Source organism: Vibrio satsumensis, assembly GCF_050337435.1.
Taxonomy (GTDB): Bacteria; Pseudomonadota; Gammaproteobacteria; order Enterobacterales; family Vibrionaceae; genus Vibrio; species Vibrio satsumensis.
The window spans coordinates 497463-512374 of record NZ_JAKJSX010000004.1 but is presented as its reverse complement, the minus strand read 5'-3'; the positions used below and the strand labels follow the sequence as shown (position 1 = coordinate 512374).

At 42.6% G+C, this 14912-nt stretch carries 15 protein-coding genes; 3 read left to right on the top strand and 12 right to left on the bottom strand.

Features of this window, described 5'->3' with window-relative positions; all coding sequences use genetic code 11:
- Positions 1-239: 239 nt before the first annotated feature.
- From cspE to codB, 3 genes are all read right to left on the bottom strand, one after another.
- Positions 240-452 (bottom strand): transcription antiterminator/RNA stability regulator CspE, encoded by a 213-nt coding sequence (gene cspE / locus L4C44_RS05270; protein WP_004730009.1) that lies wholly within the window; start codon positions 450-452, stop codon positions 240-242.
- A 361-nt stretch (positions 453-813) separates the two neighbouring features.
- Positions 814-2091, bottom strand: a complete 1278-nt coding sequence (locus L4C44_RS05265; protein ID WP_146492744.1) for a cytosine deaminase — start codon at positions 2089-2091, stop codon at positions 814-816.
- Positions 2092-2100: 9 nt separating this feature from the next.
- Positions 2101-3339, bottom strand: coding sequence for a cytosine permease (gene codB, locus L4C44_RS05260; protein ID WP_060981651.1), 1239 nt, complete (start codon positions 3337-3339; stop codon positions 2101-2103).
- Between the two features lie 15 nt (positions 3340-3354).
- On the opposite strand from codB, the gene L4C44_RS05255 reads away from it, so the two are divergent.
- The gene (locus L4C44_RS05255) at positions 3355-3660 is read left to right on the top strand and encodes a hypothetical protein (protein WP_327784453.1); all 306 of its coding nucleotides are present in this window, start codon (positions 3355-3357) and stop codon (positions 3658-3660) included.
- A 390-nt stretch (positions 3661-4050) separates the two neighbouring features.
- Here the strand turns inward: L4C44_RS05255 and L4C44_RS05250 are convergent, their stop codons facing one another.
- A complete protein-coding gene (locus L4C44_RS05250; RefSeq protein ID WP_146492746.1) occupies positions 4051-5274 on the bottom strand; it encodes an HlyD family secretion protein in 1224 nt (407 codons plus the stop codon).
- A complete protein-coding gene (locus L4C44_RS05245) occupies positions 5268-5618 on the bottom strand; it encodes an MFS transporter (RefSeq protein WP_146492747.1) in 351 nt (116 codons plus the stop codon). Before L4C44_RS05245 ends, L4C44_RS05250 begins: the two co-directional genes overlap by 7 nt.
- Positions 5619-5751: 133 nt before the next feature.
- On the opposite strand from L4C44_RS05245, the gene L4C44_RS05240 reads away from it, so the two are divergent.
- On the top strand, positions 5752-6759 hold the full coding sequence (locus L4C44_RS05240) for an AraC family transcriptional regulator (protein WP_146492748.1): 1008 nt from the start codon (positions 5752-5754) through the stop codon (positions 6757-6759).
- A 20-nt stretch (positions 6760-6779) separates the two neighbouring features.
- On the opposite strand, the gene L4C44_RS05235 is transcribed toward L4C44_RS05240, so the two are convergent.
- From L4C44_RS05235 to L4C44_RS05225, 3 genes are all read right to left on the bottom strand, one after another.
- Positions 6780-7190: a hypothetical protein gene (locus L4C44_RS05235; RefSeq protein ID WP_060981647.1), complete on the bottom strand. Its 411-nt coding sequence runs from the start codon at positions 7188-7190 to the stop codon at positions 6780-6782.
- A 24-nt stretch (positions 7191-7214) separates the two neighbouring features.
- Positions 7215-7868, bottom strand: a complete 654-nt coding sequence (locus L4C44_RS05230) for a YiaD family glycine zipper/OmpA-like lipoprotein (RefSeq protein WP_428804541.1) — start codon at positions 7866-7868, stop codon at positions 7215-7217.
- Positions 7869-8084: 216 nt separating this feature from the next.
- The gene (locus L4C44_RS05225; RefSeq protein WP_428804540.1) at positions 8085-9041 is read right to left on the bottom strand and encodes a LysR family transcriptional regulator; all 957 of its coding nucleotides are present in this window, start codon (positions 9039-9041) and stop codon (positions 8085-8087) included.
- Between the two features lie 132 nt (positions 9042-9173).
- Here L4C44_RS05225 and L4C44_RS05220 point away from each other — a divergent pair, with 132 nt between their 5' ends.
- A complete protein-coding gene (locus tag L4C44_RS05220) occupies positions 9174-9935 on the top strand; it encodes a hypothetical protein (RefSeq protein WP_372385264.1) in 762 nt (253 codons plus the stop codon).
- Positions 9936-9993: 58 nt separating this feature from the next.
- Here L4C44_RS05220 and L4C44_RS05215 read toward each other — a convergent pair whose 3' ends face one another.
- The 4 genes from L4C44_RS05215 to L4C44_RS05200 form a co-directional block, all read right to left on the bottom strand.
- Positions 9994-11184 (bottom strand): OmpP1/FadL family transporter, encoded by a 1191-nt coding sequence (locus tag L4C44_RS05215; RefSeq protein WP_428804539.1) that lies wholly within the window; start codon positions 11182-11184, stop codon positions 9994-9996.
- A gap of 390 nt (positions 11185-11574) precedes the next feature.
- Positions 11575-12798: an HlyD family secretion protein gene (locus L4C44_RS05210; protein WP_428804538.1), complete on the bottom strand. Its 1224-nt coding sequence runs from the start codon at positions 12796-12798 to the stop codon at positions 11575-11577.
- A gap of 2 nt (positions 12799-12800) precedes the next feature.
- On the bottom strand, positions 12801-13124 hold the full coding sequence (locus tag L4C44_RS05205) for an MFS transporter (RefSeq protein WP_061017572.1): 324 nt from the start codon (positions 13122-13124) through the stop codon (positions 12801-12803).
- Between the two features lie 250 nt (positions 13125-13374).
- The gene (locus L4C44_RS05200; RefSeq protein WP_327784449.1) at positions 13375-14802 is read right to left on the bottom strand and encodes a sodium-dependent transporter; all 1428 of its coding nucleotides are present in this window, start codon (positions 14800-14802) and stop codon (positions 13375-13377) included.
- Between the last annotated feature and the right edge of the window lie 110 nt (positions 14803-14912).

Genomic DNA, 14912 nt, shown 5'->3' with positions numbered 1-14912 from the left:
TTGGCTATTCACTTTGTATCAGCGATGTAAATATCAACACTAAAGCTTAGCAATGATTTCAGAAAATGACGCTCTAAATTGATGAGTAAAAGTGTAGTTGTTTGAAATAGGGGGCTAGAGATTGAAGAGTGTGGTAGAGGAAGTTATCAACGGAAAGGGAGTGTCGAAAACTTTTCGACAGATACAAAAAAGCGCCGATAAAAATCAGCGCTTTAAAATTCTTTTTAGCTAAAAGCTAATTATTGAGCAACAACGTTTGCTGCTTGTAGGCCTTTTTGACCGTTTTCAACTTCGAAAGAAACCTTTTGGCCTTCTTTCAGAGTTTTGAAGCCTTCAGAAGCGATTGCACGGAAGTGTACGAATACGTCAGCACCGCCGTTGTCTTGAGAAATGAAACCGAAACCTTTCTCTTCGTTAAACCATTTTACAGTGCCAGTATTTGTGTTAGACATAATTTGTCCCTTATTCATAAATTTTCTAAATTGTTGATTGCATTACTGCAATGCGCTGATAATTGAATTATTTAATATTGCTAAGAAATAAGGAAAAACTACTTACAAAAACGGGTAACGATTTTACATGTCATTTTTTACTATTCATCTAACTTAAATAACTCCGGCTAACAGAGCGAGTGCATGTTAACACAGTCTTTCCTGTTGTACACTCATTGATTGAGAAATCAGCGAGTTTTTTTGTCATGTTGTGCTGGTTAACAAAAACTACCTAAAATAGCTGATGGTTTTATAAAATTACGCGCCATGACAAACTGAAAAGGAAGCCTAAGCCTCCTTTTCATGATTAGTATAGACGATATTAACGCTTAAAGTTGATATCTTCAGTCTGATCTAAGTTAATTTTTGTTCTAGCTGGTTGAGTCTCTGCAATCACCTTACCGTGACGCACAGAGTACTGCACTGGTACCTGGCGACGTACTGCATCAAAGCCATTGTCAGCAGGAAGAATCAGTAGGCTACCAGGCTTACCTTCTTCAATACCGTAGTTGTCTTGGATGTTCAGCGTGCGAGCGGAGTTATTACTGATCAGATCAAGCGAGTTGTTGATTTGGTCGTAGCCCATCACTTGTGTTACATGCAGCCCCATATGTAGTACCTGAAGCATGTTCGCTGTACCTAGTGGGTACCATGGGTCAAACACATCATCGTGGCCGAAACATACATTGATGTTTGCCGCTAGCATCTCTTTAACTCGTGTCACGCCACGACGTTTTGGATAATCATCAAAGCGACCCTGTAAGTGAATGTTCACTAACGGGTTCGCAACAAAGTTGATACCAGACATCTTCAATAGACGGAATAGGCGAGAGGCATAAGCACCGTTGTATGAACCCATCGCAGTAGTGTGGCTAGCGGTGACCTTTTCGCCCATTTCAAATTTATGAGCAAGGGCTGCAAGTGTCTCAACAAAACGAGATTGCTCGTCGTCGATTTCATCACAGTGAACGTCGATCAAGCAGTTGTATTTACGTGCAAGTTCAAATACATAATGCAGCGATTCAACACCGTATTCGCGAGTGAATTCAAAGTGTGGGATAGCGCCAATCACATCAGCTCCGATTTTCACTGCTTCTTCAAGTAACTCTTTGCCATTAGGGTATGAAAGAATGCCTTCTTGAGGGAATGCAACGATCTGAATGTCGACCCACTCCTTCATCTCTTCACGAACTTCAACCATCGCTTTTAATGCAACTAAGGTAGGGTCAGACACGTCAACGTGAGTACGAACGTGTTGAACACCATTAGCAATTTGCCATTTCAGTGTTTGCTTCGCACGAGACTTTACGTCTTCAATTGATAGTAGTTCTTTACGCTCAGCCCAACGCTCAATACCTTCAAACAGAGTGCCAGAAATGTTCCAGTTAGGTTCTCCAGCTGTTTGAGTAGTATCTAGGTGGATATGCGGTTCACAGAAAGGAGATACTGCAATGCCACCTTCAGCATCAAGGATGTCACCTTGATGGTTAATTTGTGCGTCATTATCGAGAATGCGAGAAAATTGACCATTTTCAATCAGGATTTGTTTCAAGCCCTCTTGGTCTTGAAGTTTCGCGTTCTTGATTAATAAGGTTGTCATAGTGTGTCCTTAAGCGGCCTGAGATTTCAGAGCTTTTTTATTCAATAGAGGATTGAGCACGAGGTAACTGATTGCACCGCCTAATACTGCGTTTAAAGGAACAACGCCAGGTAGGAAGTGACCAGCGGCTACGCCTGTTGCTACCGCGATAATGCCAGCCCAGTTAACGGTTTGGAACTCTGCATTTGCAAAATCTTTGTAACGTTTACGATTCGCGAAGAAGTCGGCGATGATTACGCCACCAATGGGTGGGATTGCCAGCGAAAGAAAGGTTAACCAACCTACGAAGTTGTTGTATAACCAAAGCGCAAAAATCGTACCGATAATGCCGTTAATGATAGACATTGTAGTACTTGAGCGGCCTGTAATGTTAGATAAACCCAGACCCGATGCATAAAGTGCATTTTCATTGGTCGTCCAGATATTCAAGCCAAGCACGATGATAGCTGGAAGAAGTAGACCCTGCGCGATCATGACGTCTGAAATGTCAGCTTGGCCTGTTGCGGCAGCGCCAGCAGCACCAAAGATGAACATCAGTGAGTTACCGATAAAGAATGCGACCATAGTAATCAATACTGCGCTTGCTGGCTTTTTACCAAAGCGAACGAAATCGGCAGTCAACGTACCCGCACTTACAAACGAACCGACAACCATTGCTAGGGCCATAGAGAAGTCCATTGGTGTTTCTGGTTTGATAAGTTGTAGCTGCTCTAAGCCGCCAACGCTATCTACTGCTGTTAATACTGAGTAACCACCAAGAATGGCAATGGCAGGAACGGCGACCGCCGAAAGCACCATGAGCGCTTTGATACCGAAGTACACGGTTCCAGTCATTAGTAAGCCAGATACTATAATCAGGGTATTGGTATCAATGCCAGTCGCTTTTTGTACTGGAATCGCGAACATTGCCACACCTACTCCAAACCAACCGACTTGTGTACCGCCAAGTAGAGCAGAAGGGAGCCATGAGCCTTTGGTACCGAAAGAGAAACGAGCTAGAAGGTGAGTAGAGAGGCCAGTAGATGAGCCGATGTAGCCAAGAAAAGAAGTGTAAATACCGAGAATTAGGTTACCGATGAGAACGGCGAGGAAGAAATCGTTGAATGAAAGGCCTGTCCCGAGTGAACCACCGGTCCACATACTTGCAGAGAAGAAAGTGAGCCCAAGCATTACCATGGTGAGTGAAGCGACTCCTTTCCTAGCCGATGTAGGAACCGGCCCTAGACTGTAGTTATTATCAGCAGCCATTTTTTACCTCCGCAAATGATCAAAATTAAATTTAACGGTCGCCGTATTGCAGGCAAACGTGCGCATTATGGTGATATAAATCACGTAGTCAATGCTAATTTTGTCAATAAAGGTGCTCAAAAATCAGTTATTGCACTAATTGTCTTATATAACATAGGGTTATTTTTTCTATTTATTTCAAAAAAATCAATAGAAAACGTTTTCTATATCGAATTGGGTATCTGCTGCTTAGGGTTGGCTATGAATGTTGATTATTATGCGTTTGAATGGGTGTCTGTATCGAAAGGGGAGCGGTTGACCAAACTGCAGGTAAAAAAATAGCCAATCGCAATAACCGCAATTGGCTTATATATTTCGTGAACAATAATAGGTTCACTAACAACGTCAGTTGGCTAGGTGACCCTCGGCTTAAGAAGGGTCAATAGTTACATTGCAGTTAGTGTGCCAACTCTAATAATCTTGTTTATTGGTTGTTTTATAGCAATGTGGTGCGTATTTGGGCTATTTATTCGCGTTTCAGTACTTCTGCTTTGCGTTTTGCAAGTGCATTTTGCAATTTGTGGTGATTTGGTGATGGTTGAAAGAAGAGTTAATTCTTTGGCTATTGGCTATTCTTTGTGCTTAAAGTCTCTCATTTTAGGTTTAAGTGACGAGAAAGCCCGTGTGATACCTGATCACACGGGCTTTGTATTTTTTCACCAATGAAGGTGTTTAGATAGAGTAGAAGAAGTACAACTGAGACTTCATCCGAATGATTATTCCGCGTATTACGTCTAGGAATGCCATAAAACCGATCGGCTTCTCACCGCTTACCCACGCTAACCCGACAGAACCAACTGGAATGTCGTAGCCTTCTGCTTCGTCGATTTTTAAACGAACAAAGTGGTGCTTGTTCTGAACGTTTCGACCAGTAGTGACACGTACCTGTTCATCTATACCTAGCAAGCTCGCTTGTGCTTCCCCCGTCGCTTCAACGATACCCTCAACCGTTGCAGAAAATATTTTCCCCGGGTATACCGCTGTTGCAAATTCTGCTGGTTGCCCCACCTTAATATTACGAATCGCTTGGTGATTGACTCGCATCAGTACGTACTTTTCTTCGGTATACATCTGAATACGAGGCATTAACGAAACACGCTGTCCTTCACGAAGAATAAAGTTCGTCACAAAGCCGTCAGTTGGTGCAGTGATTTTGGTACTGTTAAGATCCCACTGAGCTTGCGCTAATGTTGCCTTCGCTGAATCGACCTCAGTCTGTTTCTTGTTCACATTGGTTTCAGCTTTGTGGATGTTTAATTTCGCATTCTCGGCATCGACTTCTTTCTTGCTAAGCTGAGATTCTAATGTGGTGACGTTATGTGTCGCTAAGTCTACCTTCGCTGTTTGTTGGTCGATGTCAGTTTCAGTAATCGTATGCTCTACGACACTGTTTTGCTTCTGGTAACGATCAAGCGTCTTTGATTGCAGCACTAAGTCTGTCTTTGCTGATTCTATCTGCGCGACTGAAGCCTTGATGTCTTCAAGTGCCGATTGATAGCTTATTTTAGCAATGCTCACTTCTTGGCGTGCTGTATCGAGCGCAACCTCTGCAGACTCAAGCTGAACGCTAGCTTTGTCTTTTGCGATGACATATTTGGTGTCATCAATTTCATAAATTAGCTGTCCTTCAGTTACATCTTGATTCGGGTGGATGTGGACTTTGGTGGTCTTACCCGACACATTAGTTGAATCTGGACGTAATTGGATATGTGGGGATTGAACGACAGAGCCTCCTGATAAATCCATCGGAGTGAAGTTGAGTAGGCCAACCCATACAAATAGTAACCACGATGTACCACCGAGATATGCAAATGCCTTGGTGCCTTTATTCCAAGGCATACCAACAAGTCTGAGTAAGTAAATGAACAGTGCCCAAATTGCTAAGCCTTCTAACATGCTTGGCTCTCCTCATCTTGCTTGTCGGAAGTTGCTTTGTCCCTAGGTGCTACTGGTGATTTCCAAGTATCTCTTAGATTGATGATGGCTTTTTCCATGTCAACAAAGGCTAAGATAACGGCTAGTACCCATACCCAGTGCCATACAAAACCAATCCATGTTAATGCGGTGATCAAACCGAGTTGTTGATGCTCTTTACTGTGAGCCTTATTGATTGGTAATTCATGCACACGCCAGAAGCCGTAACATGCAGCAGCGATGGTTGCGATTAACACAACGCCTGCCACTACGTGTAGTGCGGTATCTGCGCCGGTTCCGACAAATGGGACACTGACTAAACTCATTGATAAACCCTAGGTTAAATTGAGCGCCGAGTGTGATTGATATCAGATTTAGAGGTTGAAAATTTACCAATTACTTTAATAATGATGCCAATATGATTTGATCTGTAATGGTGACTTCTAAGTATGGTGGCTAATGAATAATTGTAACTTCTTAAGAGCATTAGGAATTTTGGGTATTTACCAACATGCGATGACCAATAAGCTCGTGAATGTCGAGCAATTAGGCATTCCCAGGTCGGTATTTAATAATCCGATGAATCTTATTCCTGTTAGTGAGGTGGATAAATGGTATGGCTTACTTCAGCACCAAACTGGTGACTCCGATATTATTTTGAAACTCGCCGATAGAGTCGATATTGAAAGGTTAGGTCCTCTTTCTAATTGGTTTTTCTCTGGACGCGATCTGGCTTCAAGCATACGCCGAGTTAACATTGGACTGCACTGTTTGCAATCTGGCGCCTTTCTCTATGGCACTCAAGTTGGAAAATTTATCAAGTGGTGTTACGACAACCCAGCTTATAGCGAGGCGGGCAAAGTCCATGATTCTATTCGAGTCGCCATCTTTATGATGAAGATATTAAGGCGCTACTTGGGAGACGATTTTACCCCTGCAGCTGTGTCTATAGCTGGTTATCGAGAAAACACTCAACTTTATCAAGAGTACTTTGGGTGCAACATTCAATGGGGACAACCACGAACTGAGATTTGGATACCAAGCAACTTGAGATTGTCGATCAACCAATCCCCTTCAGTTGGTAAGATGAGCTTGGCGATGAACTTTCATGACTTAGATCATTATCTCAACATGCCCGATGCCGCTGATGAGCATAAGGTGGCCTATGAAATGATCAATTACAGTCGCCATTTCGGACTCCCAACGCTACATAAAGTATCAAGTTTACTCGGTTTATCTGAGCAGCAATTTCAACGTCGATTACATAAATTAGGTGTCAACTTTTCTACCGTTATGGGGTATGCGTTAAGTAACGTGGCTGTAGAGCTTTTGATGTATTCAGTGCCGATAGAAGAAGTCGCGACGAGGCTAGGCTATACCAACGTCGCGAGTTTTAACCGGATGTTTAAGAAACATCGAGGTCTGACACCTAGACAATATGTGGAGCGCTTGAACAACAGTCTTTGAGTAACAAGGCTTTTCTTAGCTTAAGCGCTCACATTTTTTCTGATCTTGTAGTTTTCGTACCAGTAACCAAGAGTATAGGTACAGATGGTGATGTCTGTAATGGCGAACGGGATGAAACTGGCGTTCAAGTGTGCTGTTTCTGGATTGAAAAAATTCGAAACGAACAGATACACCATAAAGAGCTTTTCGAGAAACGAGTACAGGATGATTGATTCTCTCCAGCGGCGTACGTAGGCTGAAGCTGCAATAAAGAATCCCATTAACCCAACCATGATTCCCCAGTGTCTGAACAAAAACACATAGTTAGAGTCGTAGGGTAGGTTGTTCATATCAAGCAGCGCAGTTTCAGGGTTAATTGCATAAATCCCTGCGTACATTGTAACTAAGCCGCCAATCACAAGGAAAGGTTTGAGAAAACGGTTAAAGAACATATTAAGGCTCCTTTTGGTGATTGATTAATTCAAGGCCAAAATATTGATTTCAACACGGCGATTACAGGCTCGGCCTGCTTTCGTGTCGTTCCCGCAAACAGGGTAACGCTCACCGTAACCTTGTGTTACGACACGACCAGATGCAACTTGCTGACCGATAAGGTAGTTACCAACAGATTGTGCGCGCTGTTCTGAGAGTGTTTGGTTACTTGCATCGTTGCCGGAGCTATCGGTATGTCCTTTGATTTCTAAGCGTGTATCTGGGTATTCCCCAAGAACAAGCGCGACACTGTTTAAGGTTGGGTAAATGCCGGATGACAAATGATATGATCCCGAGTCAAAGCCAATGCCATTTTCCATCACCAGCTGAAGCTCTTTGTCGTTGATACGTTTAACCTGTACACCAGAACTTACCAGTTGTTGACGTAGTGCCCGTTCCTGTTTATCCATGTAATAGCCTGCACCTCCACCTACAACTCCACCAATAGCCGCACCGCGCAGAGCGTCAGAGCTATTTCCTGTCGCAGCACCGATTGCCGCGCCCGCTAACATGCCGGCTAAAGCACCTTTGGTTGCTGAGTTAGTTTCGGTTTCACCGGTGGTGGCATTTTGTCGTTGAGTTGCCTGGCAGCCCGAAAGCAAAGCCGCGATAGAGAGGGTTACGATTACACGTTTCATTGAATCTATACTCTTAATTAGTGAGTGACTAAATTTAGTTATATCTATGAGTGTTATCTTAATCGGATYAATATAAATAATGATCCGAAAAAATACTGCAATAAAGGTTTTTTAAAAGATAATCATTATATGTTTTTATAAATTTTATTCTTCGACATAGAATTAATTCTCATATCATATAATTTAAGTTTTTTAATCAGTAAATATACCCAATGACTATGTATTTATCTTGGTTCTCAGTTTTAACGTATCTAATTTCTCTTGTAGAGAAGTTCGTACAATATTGATACAGAATCTGTATAAAGGGTGGTTGTGATTTCGCTCTAAGTAGTAAATAGAGTGGCTCATTTGATCTGGCGCTAGCTCGTTTAACCAAGCAGGTTGGATGCAATCAATCGTATTAGGACACATTGAGGCAGAGAGTGTTTCGGTAATCGCTAAAATGTAAGAATGTTCAGCGAGACATGTTAAAACAGACATACTGGCAGAGCGATATTTAAAATTAAAAAACTCAGGGGCTCGACGCTCTAGTATTGCGTTGAAGCCAGTGAGCCCGGGAACCAGAATGCCACCCGTTGGATATTTATTGAAACCTTCCAATTTAAAATCCCCATCAGACCATGGGTGGTTTTTCCTCATGATAACAATGGGTTCACTAGAGGTGAGAGCAACGGAACGGATAGATTTTGGTGTGTCAATTGGACCGAAATTCAACCCAATATGGACATCACCATTTTGTATGTCGGTGAGCGTTCGATCTGTCCAGGTAGTGACATTCAGTTTTGCTTTGGGAAATGAGTTAAACACAACCGAGCTCGCTAATTCTGTAGCCATTGCTTCAAGAAATACGCTTGATACTGCGATAGTGAGTTCACCATTGAATTCACTTGGATCTTCAAAAAGTTCTGAAAAAATCCGATTGTCTAGCGCATCGAGTTGCTCATTTAGGCCTAGACCAATAGCATCTGCTCTATGGGTTGACTGTAACTTACCATTGGCTGAATAAAATAATTTGTCGCCAGTGTAATCACGTAATTTTGCTAATGTTTGGCTAACCGCCGATTGGCTAATACCCAATGCCGATGCAGCTAACTTGGTGCTTCTATGAATGTAAATAGCATCAAACACGCGTAGATAATTTAGGTTCACCTGTTCATTATATTTTTTGTACATAATATCCCTATCCTCTGCTTAACATTATTAATCGATGGAATAAGTGATGCTTATTTTTCGTATAAGTAGCGTGGAAATAGTCATCTAAATATAGTGGCACCATCTTCTTAAGTGTCAGTTTTGGTGTATACAATGAAAAATATTAAAATCGCTTCTCTTTCTCTAATTAGTACAGCATTAGTTTTGGCTTCAACTTCGGTATTTGCAGAGCAAAATTCTAAAAAAAACAGTCATGAGTATCATGATGCTGACCCTCGAAACAGCAGCATGAGAGCGGCGGTATTTTCAGATGATGAAGGCGAACTTAAACTCCTTGCTGGTGGTGGTGCTTCAGGCCTCACCAGTGATATATCTCAGACGGTTGGTTTCGCTGAATATTACACTCAGTCAGAGAATGCGCGATTGAGAGCTGCTCACTTTGATTCTTTTGGTGGTGTTTATGTAGATGTTTACCAACTAAAAGACGCAGCGAACATGTACACCACAGGTTATATGCTGCCGTTAGGTAGTGAAGATGGCACCTTGTTTTTCCCTTCGTTGAACTATACCTATGTCGATGGTGGTGATGCGTACTCAACATTGAACGGATTAGGCGCTCCTCTGCAGGGCAACGAAGAAGCGCATTTGGGTTCTGTTAACATGTACGCATTACACCCTTGGAACGATACTCACTTTTCGGTATTTAATATTAATCTTGGTTCGTCATACGGTGGCGCTGAAATGCAGGTTGCTAACCTAATGTGGCTGCAAGGCATCAAAACCAAAGTAAAAGACAAAGATTTCAACATCATGTTTGAATTTAAATACGATGTGATTTCTGTTCAAAATGAGCGAGGCATTGATGAAACTTCAGAAGAAGTGACCGCCTCGGTTGGTATTGATTACCGCTTTTAATATTGATAACAAAACGCTGAACTTGATAGTTCAGCGTTTGAAGTTACTGCGAGCAACATTAGAAAGTGAAGTTTGCACCAACGAAGTGGATGCTTCCTTCAAATTCACCTTGAATCTGAGTATATGACTTGCTGGAACGGTCAATTTCCATCGTGCCAAAGTCTGCGTATTCATAGAAAATATCGACACGAGTTGAGTTCCAATATGTACTTGCACCCAGTGAATAACGGTATTGCTCACCTACAGGTAAGTCGACCCATTGCTTCGTTGGGTCATCCTGCGGAGAAGTTTCGTAAGAGAATCCAGCTTTAAGATCCCAGTCAGAGTTAAGCTGATAATCTACGCCCACTGCGAATTTCCACACATCTTCCCAGTTACGATCTATTGCTTGTGGAAGAGCTGGTGCTGAATTTAGTGTGTCGTTGTAGACGGGAGTCTCTGAGAATTCGCTCCATTGGTGGAATTGAATGGAAGACAATAGAGTTACTTGAGCATTAAGGTCGTAGCTTGCACTGATGTCAGTTATTGCTGGAACAACAAGTTCAGTACCCACAATCGCATTGCTACCATTGACCAGAGAGGCTGAGATGTCATCAAAATCATGAATCAATTTCGAACGGTAACTAAGACCTAAAGCCCATTGCTCGGCTTTGTACATTACTCCTGCATTGTACCCAAATGCCCAATCGGTACCCATATCAGACTCAAAGCCAGTCGTACTAACTTCAATTAAACCGTAGTTTATTTGCATACCAGCTGCGATCGACCAGTTGTCATCCAGTTGGTAGCTGATATTTGGGTTTAACTGCAGTGCCGACATGAACGCTTTATCCAAATGGTTAGCGCCGTCCCAGTCATTACCATACTCAATAGAAGAGCCGCCAATCGCACCAAAATTGATTCCGATGTGTGTACTTTCAGTTACTTGACGTACATGGAAGATCCCAATCGATGGCATCAAAGTTTCTGCACTTGCATCGCCATCTGGGGTGTTTAGGAGGCTGCTATCTTTAGATGCATCGGTATAGTCCATCTGGAGATACAGTGCCATCGTGTTAATGGTTGTTTTTTGTTCGCCCATGTAGCTCATGGTTGCAGGGTTGGTGTAGCCAGCAGTCGCCGTTTCAGTATAGACACCGTCACCAGCCCCTGCAGTACCAGCATTAGCAGTGACAGCTTCTTGGAGCAATAGACCACTAGCATTGGCTAAATTTGAAAAGATAAGTAAAGCGAGAGCAGTTTTTTTCATTTTTTTTCCTGCAGGTTAGCCTTGAGGGCATGGATTAATAAACTGCAGATAGTGTAAGGAAGGAGTGGTTGGAGATATTCAGTATTTTTTCCGTATTGCATAAATTTCAGATGTTCAAAATTCGCGAAATAATATGAATTAGACACGAGTATTAGCCTAAAGCTCAGCTCGCGTAGTCGGATTTCAAGAAGGATGGAAACTCAGCAGCCTATAGGGGAGGCACATCATCCTTGATGTAGCTGAGTTTCCAATATGGTTATATAGCTGTTAGTACACTACTTAGCGCAATGTGAAATGAGGTAAATGAATACTGAAAGTAGAATAAATTGACTCTTTTTTCGATGCGTAATATCTACAAAATCACAAATTTTATGAAATGTATTCATGGTCTTACATGCTATATATGAAGTAAATTTGAGCTTTCATTCGGATGATGATGCCGCGAATGACATTCAAGAAATTCAAGAATGGAATTGGTTTCTCTGCGTTAACCCAAGCTAGTCCAACGGCACCGACTGGAATGTCGTAGCCTTCAGGTTCGGTAATACGCAGACGAACAAAGTGGTGCTTGTTCATCACGTTCTTTCCTGTTGTTGCACGCACGTTGGTTTCACGAGCAAGCAAAGAACCTTGAGACTCACCTGTCGCTTCAACAATTCCTTCTACGTGAGCATTGAATACTTTACCCGGGTAAATGGCGGTAGCAAACTCGGCTTCTTGGCCAACTTTGATGTTTCTAAATGCTTGATGGTTAATTCTCATCAAGACAAACTTCTCATCGCTGTACATTTTTAGTCGAGGCATAGCACCAACAAATTGACCTTCACGAGCCATAAAGTTGGTGACATAACCATTGCTTGGTGCGTAGATCTTTGTTTGTGCCAAATCCCATTCTGATTGAGCGAGAGCGGCTTTCTTGTTTTGAAGATCGGCCTGTTTACTGATCTCGGAAATTTGTGATTTCTCGATTAGGTTTAGGTTTTTATTTGCCGTAATTTCTGACTTCTGATATTGCGACTCAATGATCGTGAGCTGGTTCTTTGCAACTTCAACGGCTGTTCGTTGTTGATCAAGGACGCTTTCTGTAATCGTTTTTTTAACTTTTGCATTCTGGTCGACATAGCGCTTTAGCGTGCGTTGTTTTAGCGTCAGGTCTTGTTTTGCTGCAGATATCTGGTTCTTGATTATCTCAATATCTTCAAGCGAAGCTCGGTAGTTTGTCTTTGCGATATCGATATCTTGTAAAGCTGCTTTATGAGCCATTTCAGCAATCGCTAGTTGCGCTTCTGCTTTGTTAACGGAGATAACGTATGAGTCATCGTCGAGCTCGTAAATCAACTGGCCCTTTTTAATTTCACTGTTCGGTGAGATGTGAAGGGCTTCAATATTGCCCGTTACTCGTGTTGAACCTGGTCGTAATTGAATATGTGGTGATTGCACAACGGAACCGCCGGATAGATCCATCGGAGCCCACGTAATAAGGCCAACCCATACGAATACAAGCCAGATAGAGCCACCACCATAAGCAAACATTTTAAATGGTTTTGTCCAAGGCACCCCAACAAGGCGAAGTAGATAAATAAACAAAGCCCAAACAGCTAAACCCTCTAACATCGTTATTCTCCTGCCTTTGTAGTTTGAGTTGGTGCGGTGTCATGCCAAATATGACGAATGCGGCGTATGCTCTTTTCCGTGTCGACAAAAGCGATAATAACGGCCAGCACCCAAACCCAGTGCCAGATAAAGCCTATCCAGGTGAGAATGGTGACTAACCCCATTTGACCATGTTTCTTTTTATCTGCGTGATGGATAGGTAGTTCATGGAACTTCCAAAACGCATATAACGCGCCTAAAACAGTACCAACCAGTACCAGTCCTGCTACTACGTGTAAGCCAGTGTCGAACGCAGTGTCGACGAAAGGCATGCTAATTAAACTCATAAAGCTTCCTAAAAGGGGTAATGAAAAATTAAGCTAGAGCGAGTTCACTCAAGAATAGTGAACGAGTGGAGAAATGGTACGGAGCTACTAAACCGAGTGAATCAGTAAAAATACGGGTCATGATTTTTAGTCGAGAAAAATATGATCTAGAGCGAATTTAAAGGGTAGGTGAGTGAGTAGAAAGCCAAAAATAAAGCCTGTCGTTTGATGACAGGCTTTCGTTATTCATCGCTTTAAGTCGACGCAGATTCTAGAAGCGTTTAGAAATTACCGCGGTGAGCGCGATAAATGCGATACCCATTAACATGACTTCGCCTTTGCCGCTGTCAAAACCAGCTTTCACGCCCATAAAAGCAACGATTGCGATTGCAAAAGGAATGATGTATTTAACTAAGCCGTACCAAAGGTTAAACAGAGGGAATGAAATTTCACCATTGTTGGTGATCTCATTTTCTAGGTCTTTTTTGTTCAATCTCCAGCCTGCAAAGATACAAATGAACATGCCGCAAACGGCTAAGAATATCTTGTCAGTCAATAGATCGAAGATATCGAACACGCCGGTATCGAATAACTTAGGGCCAATACCTCCCAGTGACAGTGAAGAGAGTACACACATACTGATCATCGTAATGCTTGATACCAGTACCGCTTTAAAGCGTGTCATCTGTTTCTCATCGATTAAGTACGAGACCGCAACCTCTAAAAGAGATACAGAAGAAGTGAGTGCTGCAACACTAAGGCCTACAAAGAAAAGTAGTGCGAATAGTAAGCCGATCACGCCACCCATTTCTGCAAACAGCTGAGGTACAACAACAAAAACTAAGCCAGGGCCAGCAGCAGGCTCCATGCCAAATGCAAACATTGCAGGGAACATTGCGATACCAGCCAGTAGAGCAACGCCACTGTCCATAGCAACGACCATCGCCGTCGTTTGTACTAGGTTCTCTTTTTTCTTTAGGTAGCTACCGTATGTGATCATACAACCTGTTGCTAGGCTTAAAGAGAAGAAGGCTTGTCCGAGTGCTGCAAGCACAACGTTGCTGTCTACTTTAGAGAAGTCAGGGCTAAATAAGAACTTAAGGCCAGCGCTTGAACCCGGTAATGACAATCCTTTTATCGATACGATCACCAAGATCATGAACAACATTGGCATTAGGATCTTGCCTGCTTTTTCAATGCCGCCAGAAATACCTTTCATGACGATAAGTACATTCAAAAAGAGATAGACACTCATCCACATTAAAGGCTCTACTGGTGTAGAAATGAAGCCAGTAAAGCTTTCCCCTATTAGTTGGGGAGTGTTGAGTAAGCCTGTGGCAATTTTATAGATGTAAGCGATAGACCAGCCACCGACAACCGGGTAAAACCCCATAATTAGCAGTCCACTTACCACGCTTATTACGCCGGTAAATGTCCAGCGTCGATCAGTCGCTTTAAATGCACCCACGGCTGATTTTTGTGTATGTCGACCGATAGCAAATTCCGTTAGCATGACACTAAAGCCAATGAAAATGACAAAGGCTAAGTAGATAAGAACGAAGGCGCCGCCACCGCTCTCACCTGCGGTATAGGGGAATTTCCAAATATTCCCAAGGCCCACAGCAGAACCTGCCGCTGCCATTACAAAGCCTAGCTTTGATCCCCATGTGTCTCTTGATTGTGAAAGGTTACTCGCCACAACATCTCCGAAAGTGTTCTAAATAAAATGATTGAATTTGATTTCGTTTACTAATGGTCATGAGAGCAATATGCAGTTGTGAACGTTGCACTGCTTCAAACCACCGTGCA

Bases quoted from the DNA above. Each gene is read 5' to 3' on its own strand.
- cspE (WP_004730009.1), bottom strand. From the start codon at position 452: ATGTCTAACACAAATACTGGCACTGTAAAATGGTTTAACGAAGAGAAA.
- L4C44_RS05265 (WP_146492744.1), bottom strand. From the start codon at position 2,091: ATGACAACCTTATTAATCAAGAACGCGAAACTTCAAGACCAAGAGGGC.
- codB (WP_060981651.1), bottom strand. From the start codon at position 3,339: ATGGCTGCTGATAATAACTACAGTCTAGGGCCGGTTCCTACATCGGCT.
- L4C44_RS05255 (WP_327784453.1), top strand. From the start codon at position 3,355: ATGATCAAAATTAAATTTAACGGTCGCCGTATTGCAGGCAAACGTGCG.
- L4C44_RS05250 (WP_146492746.1), bottom strand. From the start codon at position 5,274: ATGTTAGAAGGCTTAGCAATTTGGGCACTGTTCATTTACTTACTCAGA.
- L4C44_RS05245 (WP_146492747.1), bottom strand. From the start codon at position 5,618: ATGAGTTTAGTCAGTGTCCCATTTGTCGGAACCGGCGCAGATACCGCA.
- L4C44_RS05240 (WP_146492748.1), top strand. From the start codon at position 5,752: ATGAATAATTGTAACTTCTTAAGAGCATTAGGAATTTTGGGTATTTAC.
- L4C44_RS05235 (WP_060981647.1), bottom strand. From the start codon at position 7,190: ATGTTCTTTAACCGTTTTCTCAAACCTTTCCTTGTGATTGGCGGCTTA.
- L4C44_RS05230 (WP_428804541.1), bottom strand. From the start codon at position 7,868: ATGAAACGTGTAATCGTAACCCTCTCTATCGCGGCTTTGCTTTCGGGC.
- L4C44_RS05225 (WP_428804540.1), bottom strand. From the start codon at position 9,041: ATGTACAAAAAATATAATGAACAGGTGAACCTAAATTATCTACGCGTG.
- L4C44_RS05220 (WP_372385264.1), top strand. From the start codon at position 9,174: ATGAAAAATATTAAAATCGCTTCTCTTTCTCTAATTAGTACAGCATTA.
- L4C44_RS05215 (WP_428804539.1), bottom strand. From the start codon at position 11,184: ATGAAAAAAACTGCTCTCGCTTTACTTATCTTTTCAAATTTAGCCAAT.
- L4C44_RS05210 (WP_428804538.1), bottom strand. From the start codon at position 12,798: ATGTTAGAGGGTTTAGCTGTTTGGGCTTTGTTTATTTATCTACTTCGC.
- L4C44_RS05205 (WP_061017572.1), bottom strand. From the start codon at position 13,124: ATGAGTTTAATTAGCATGCCTTTCGTCGACACTGCGTTCGACACTGGC.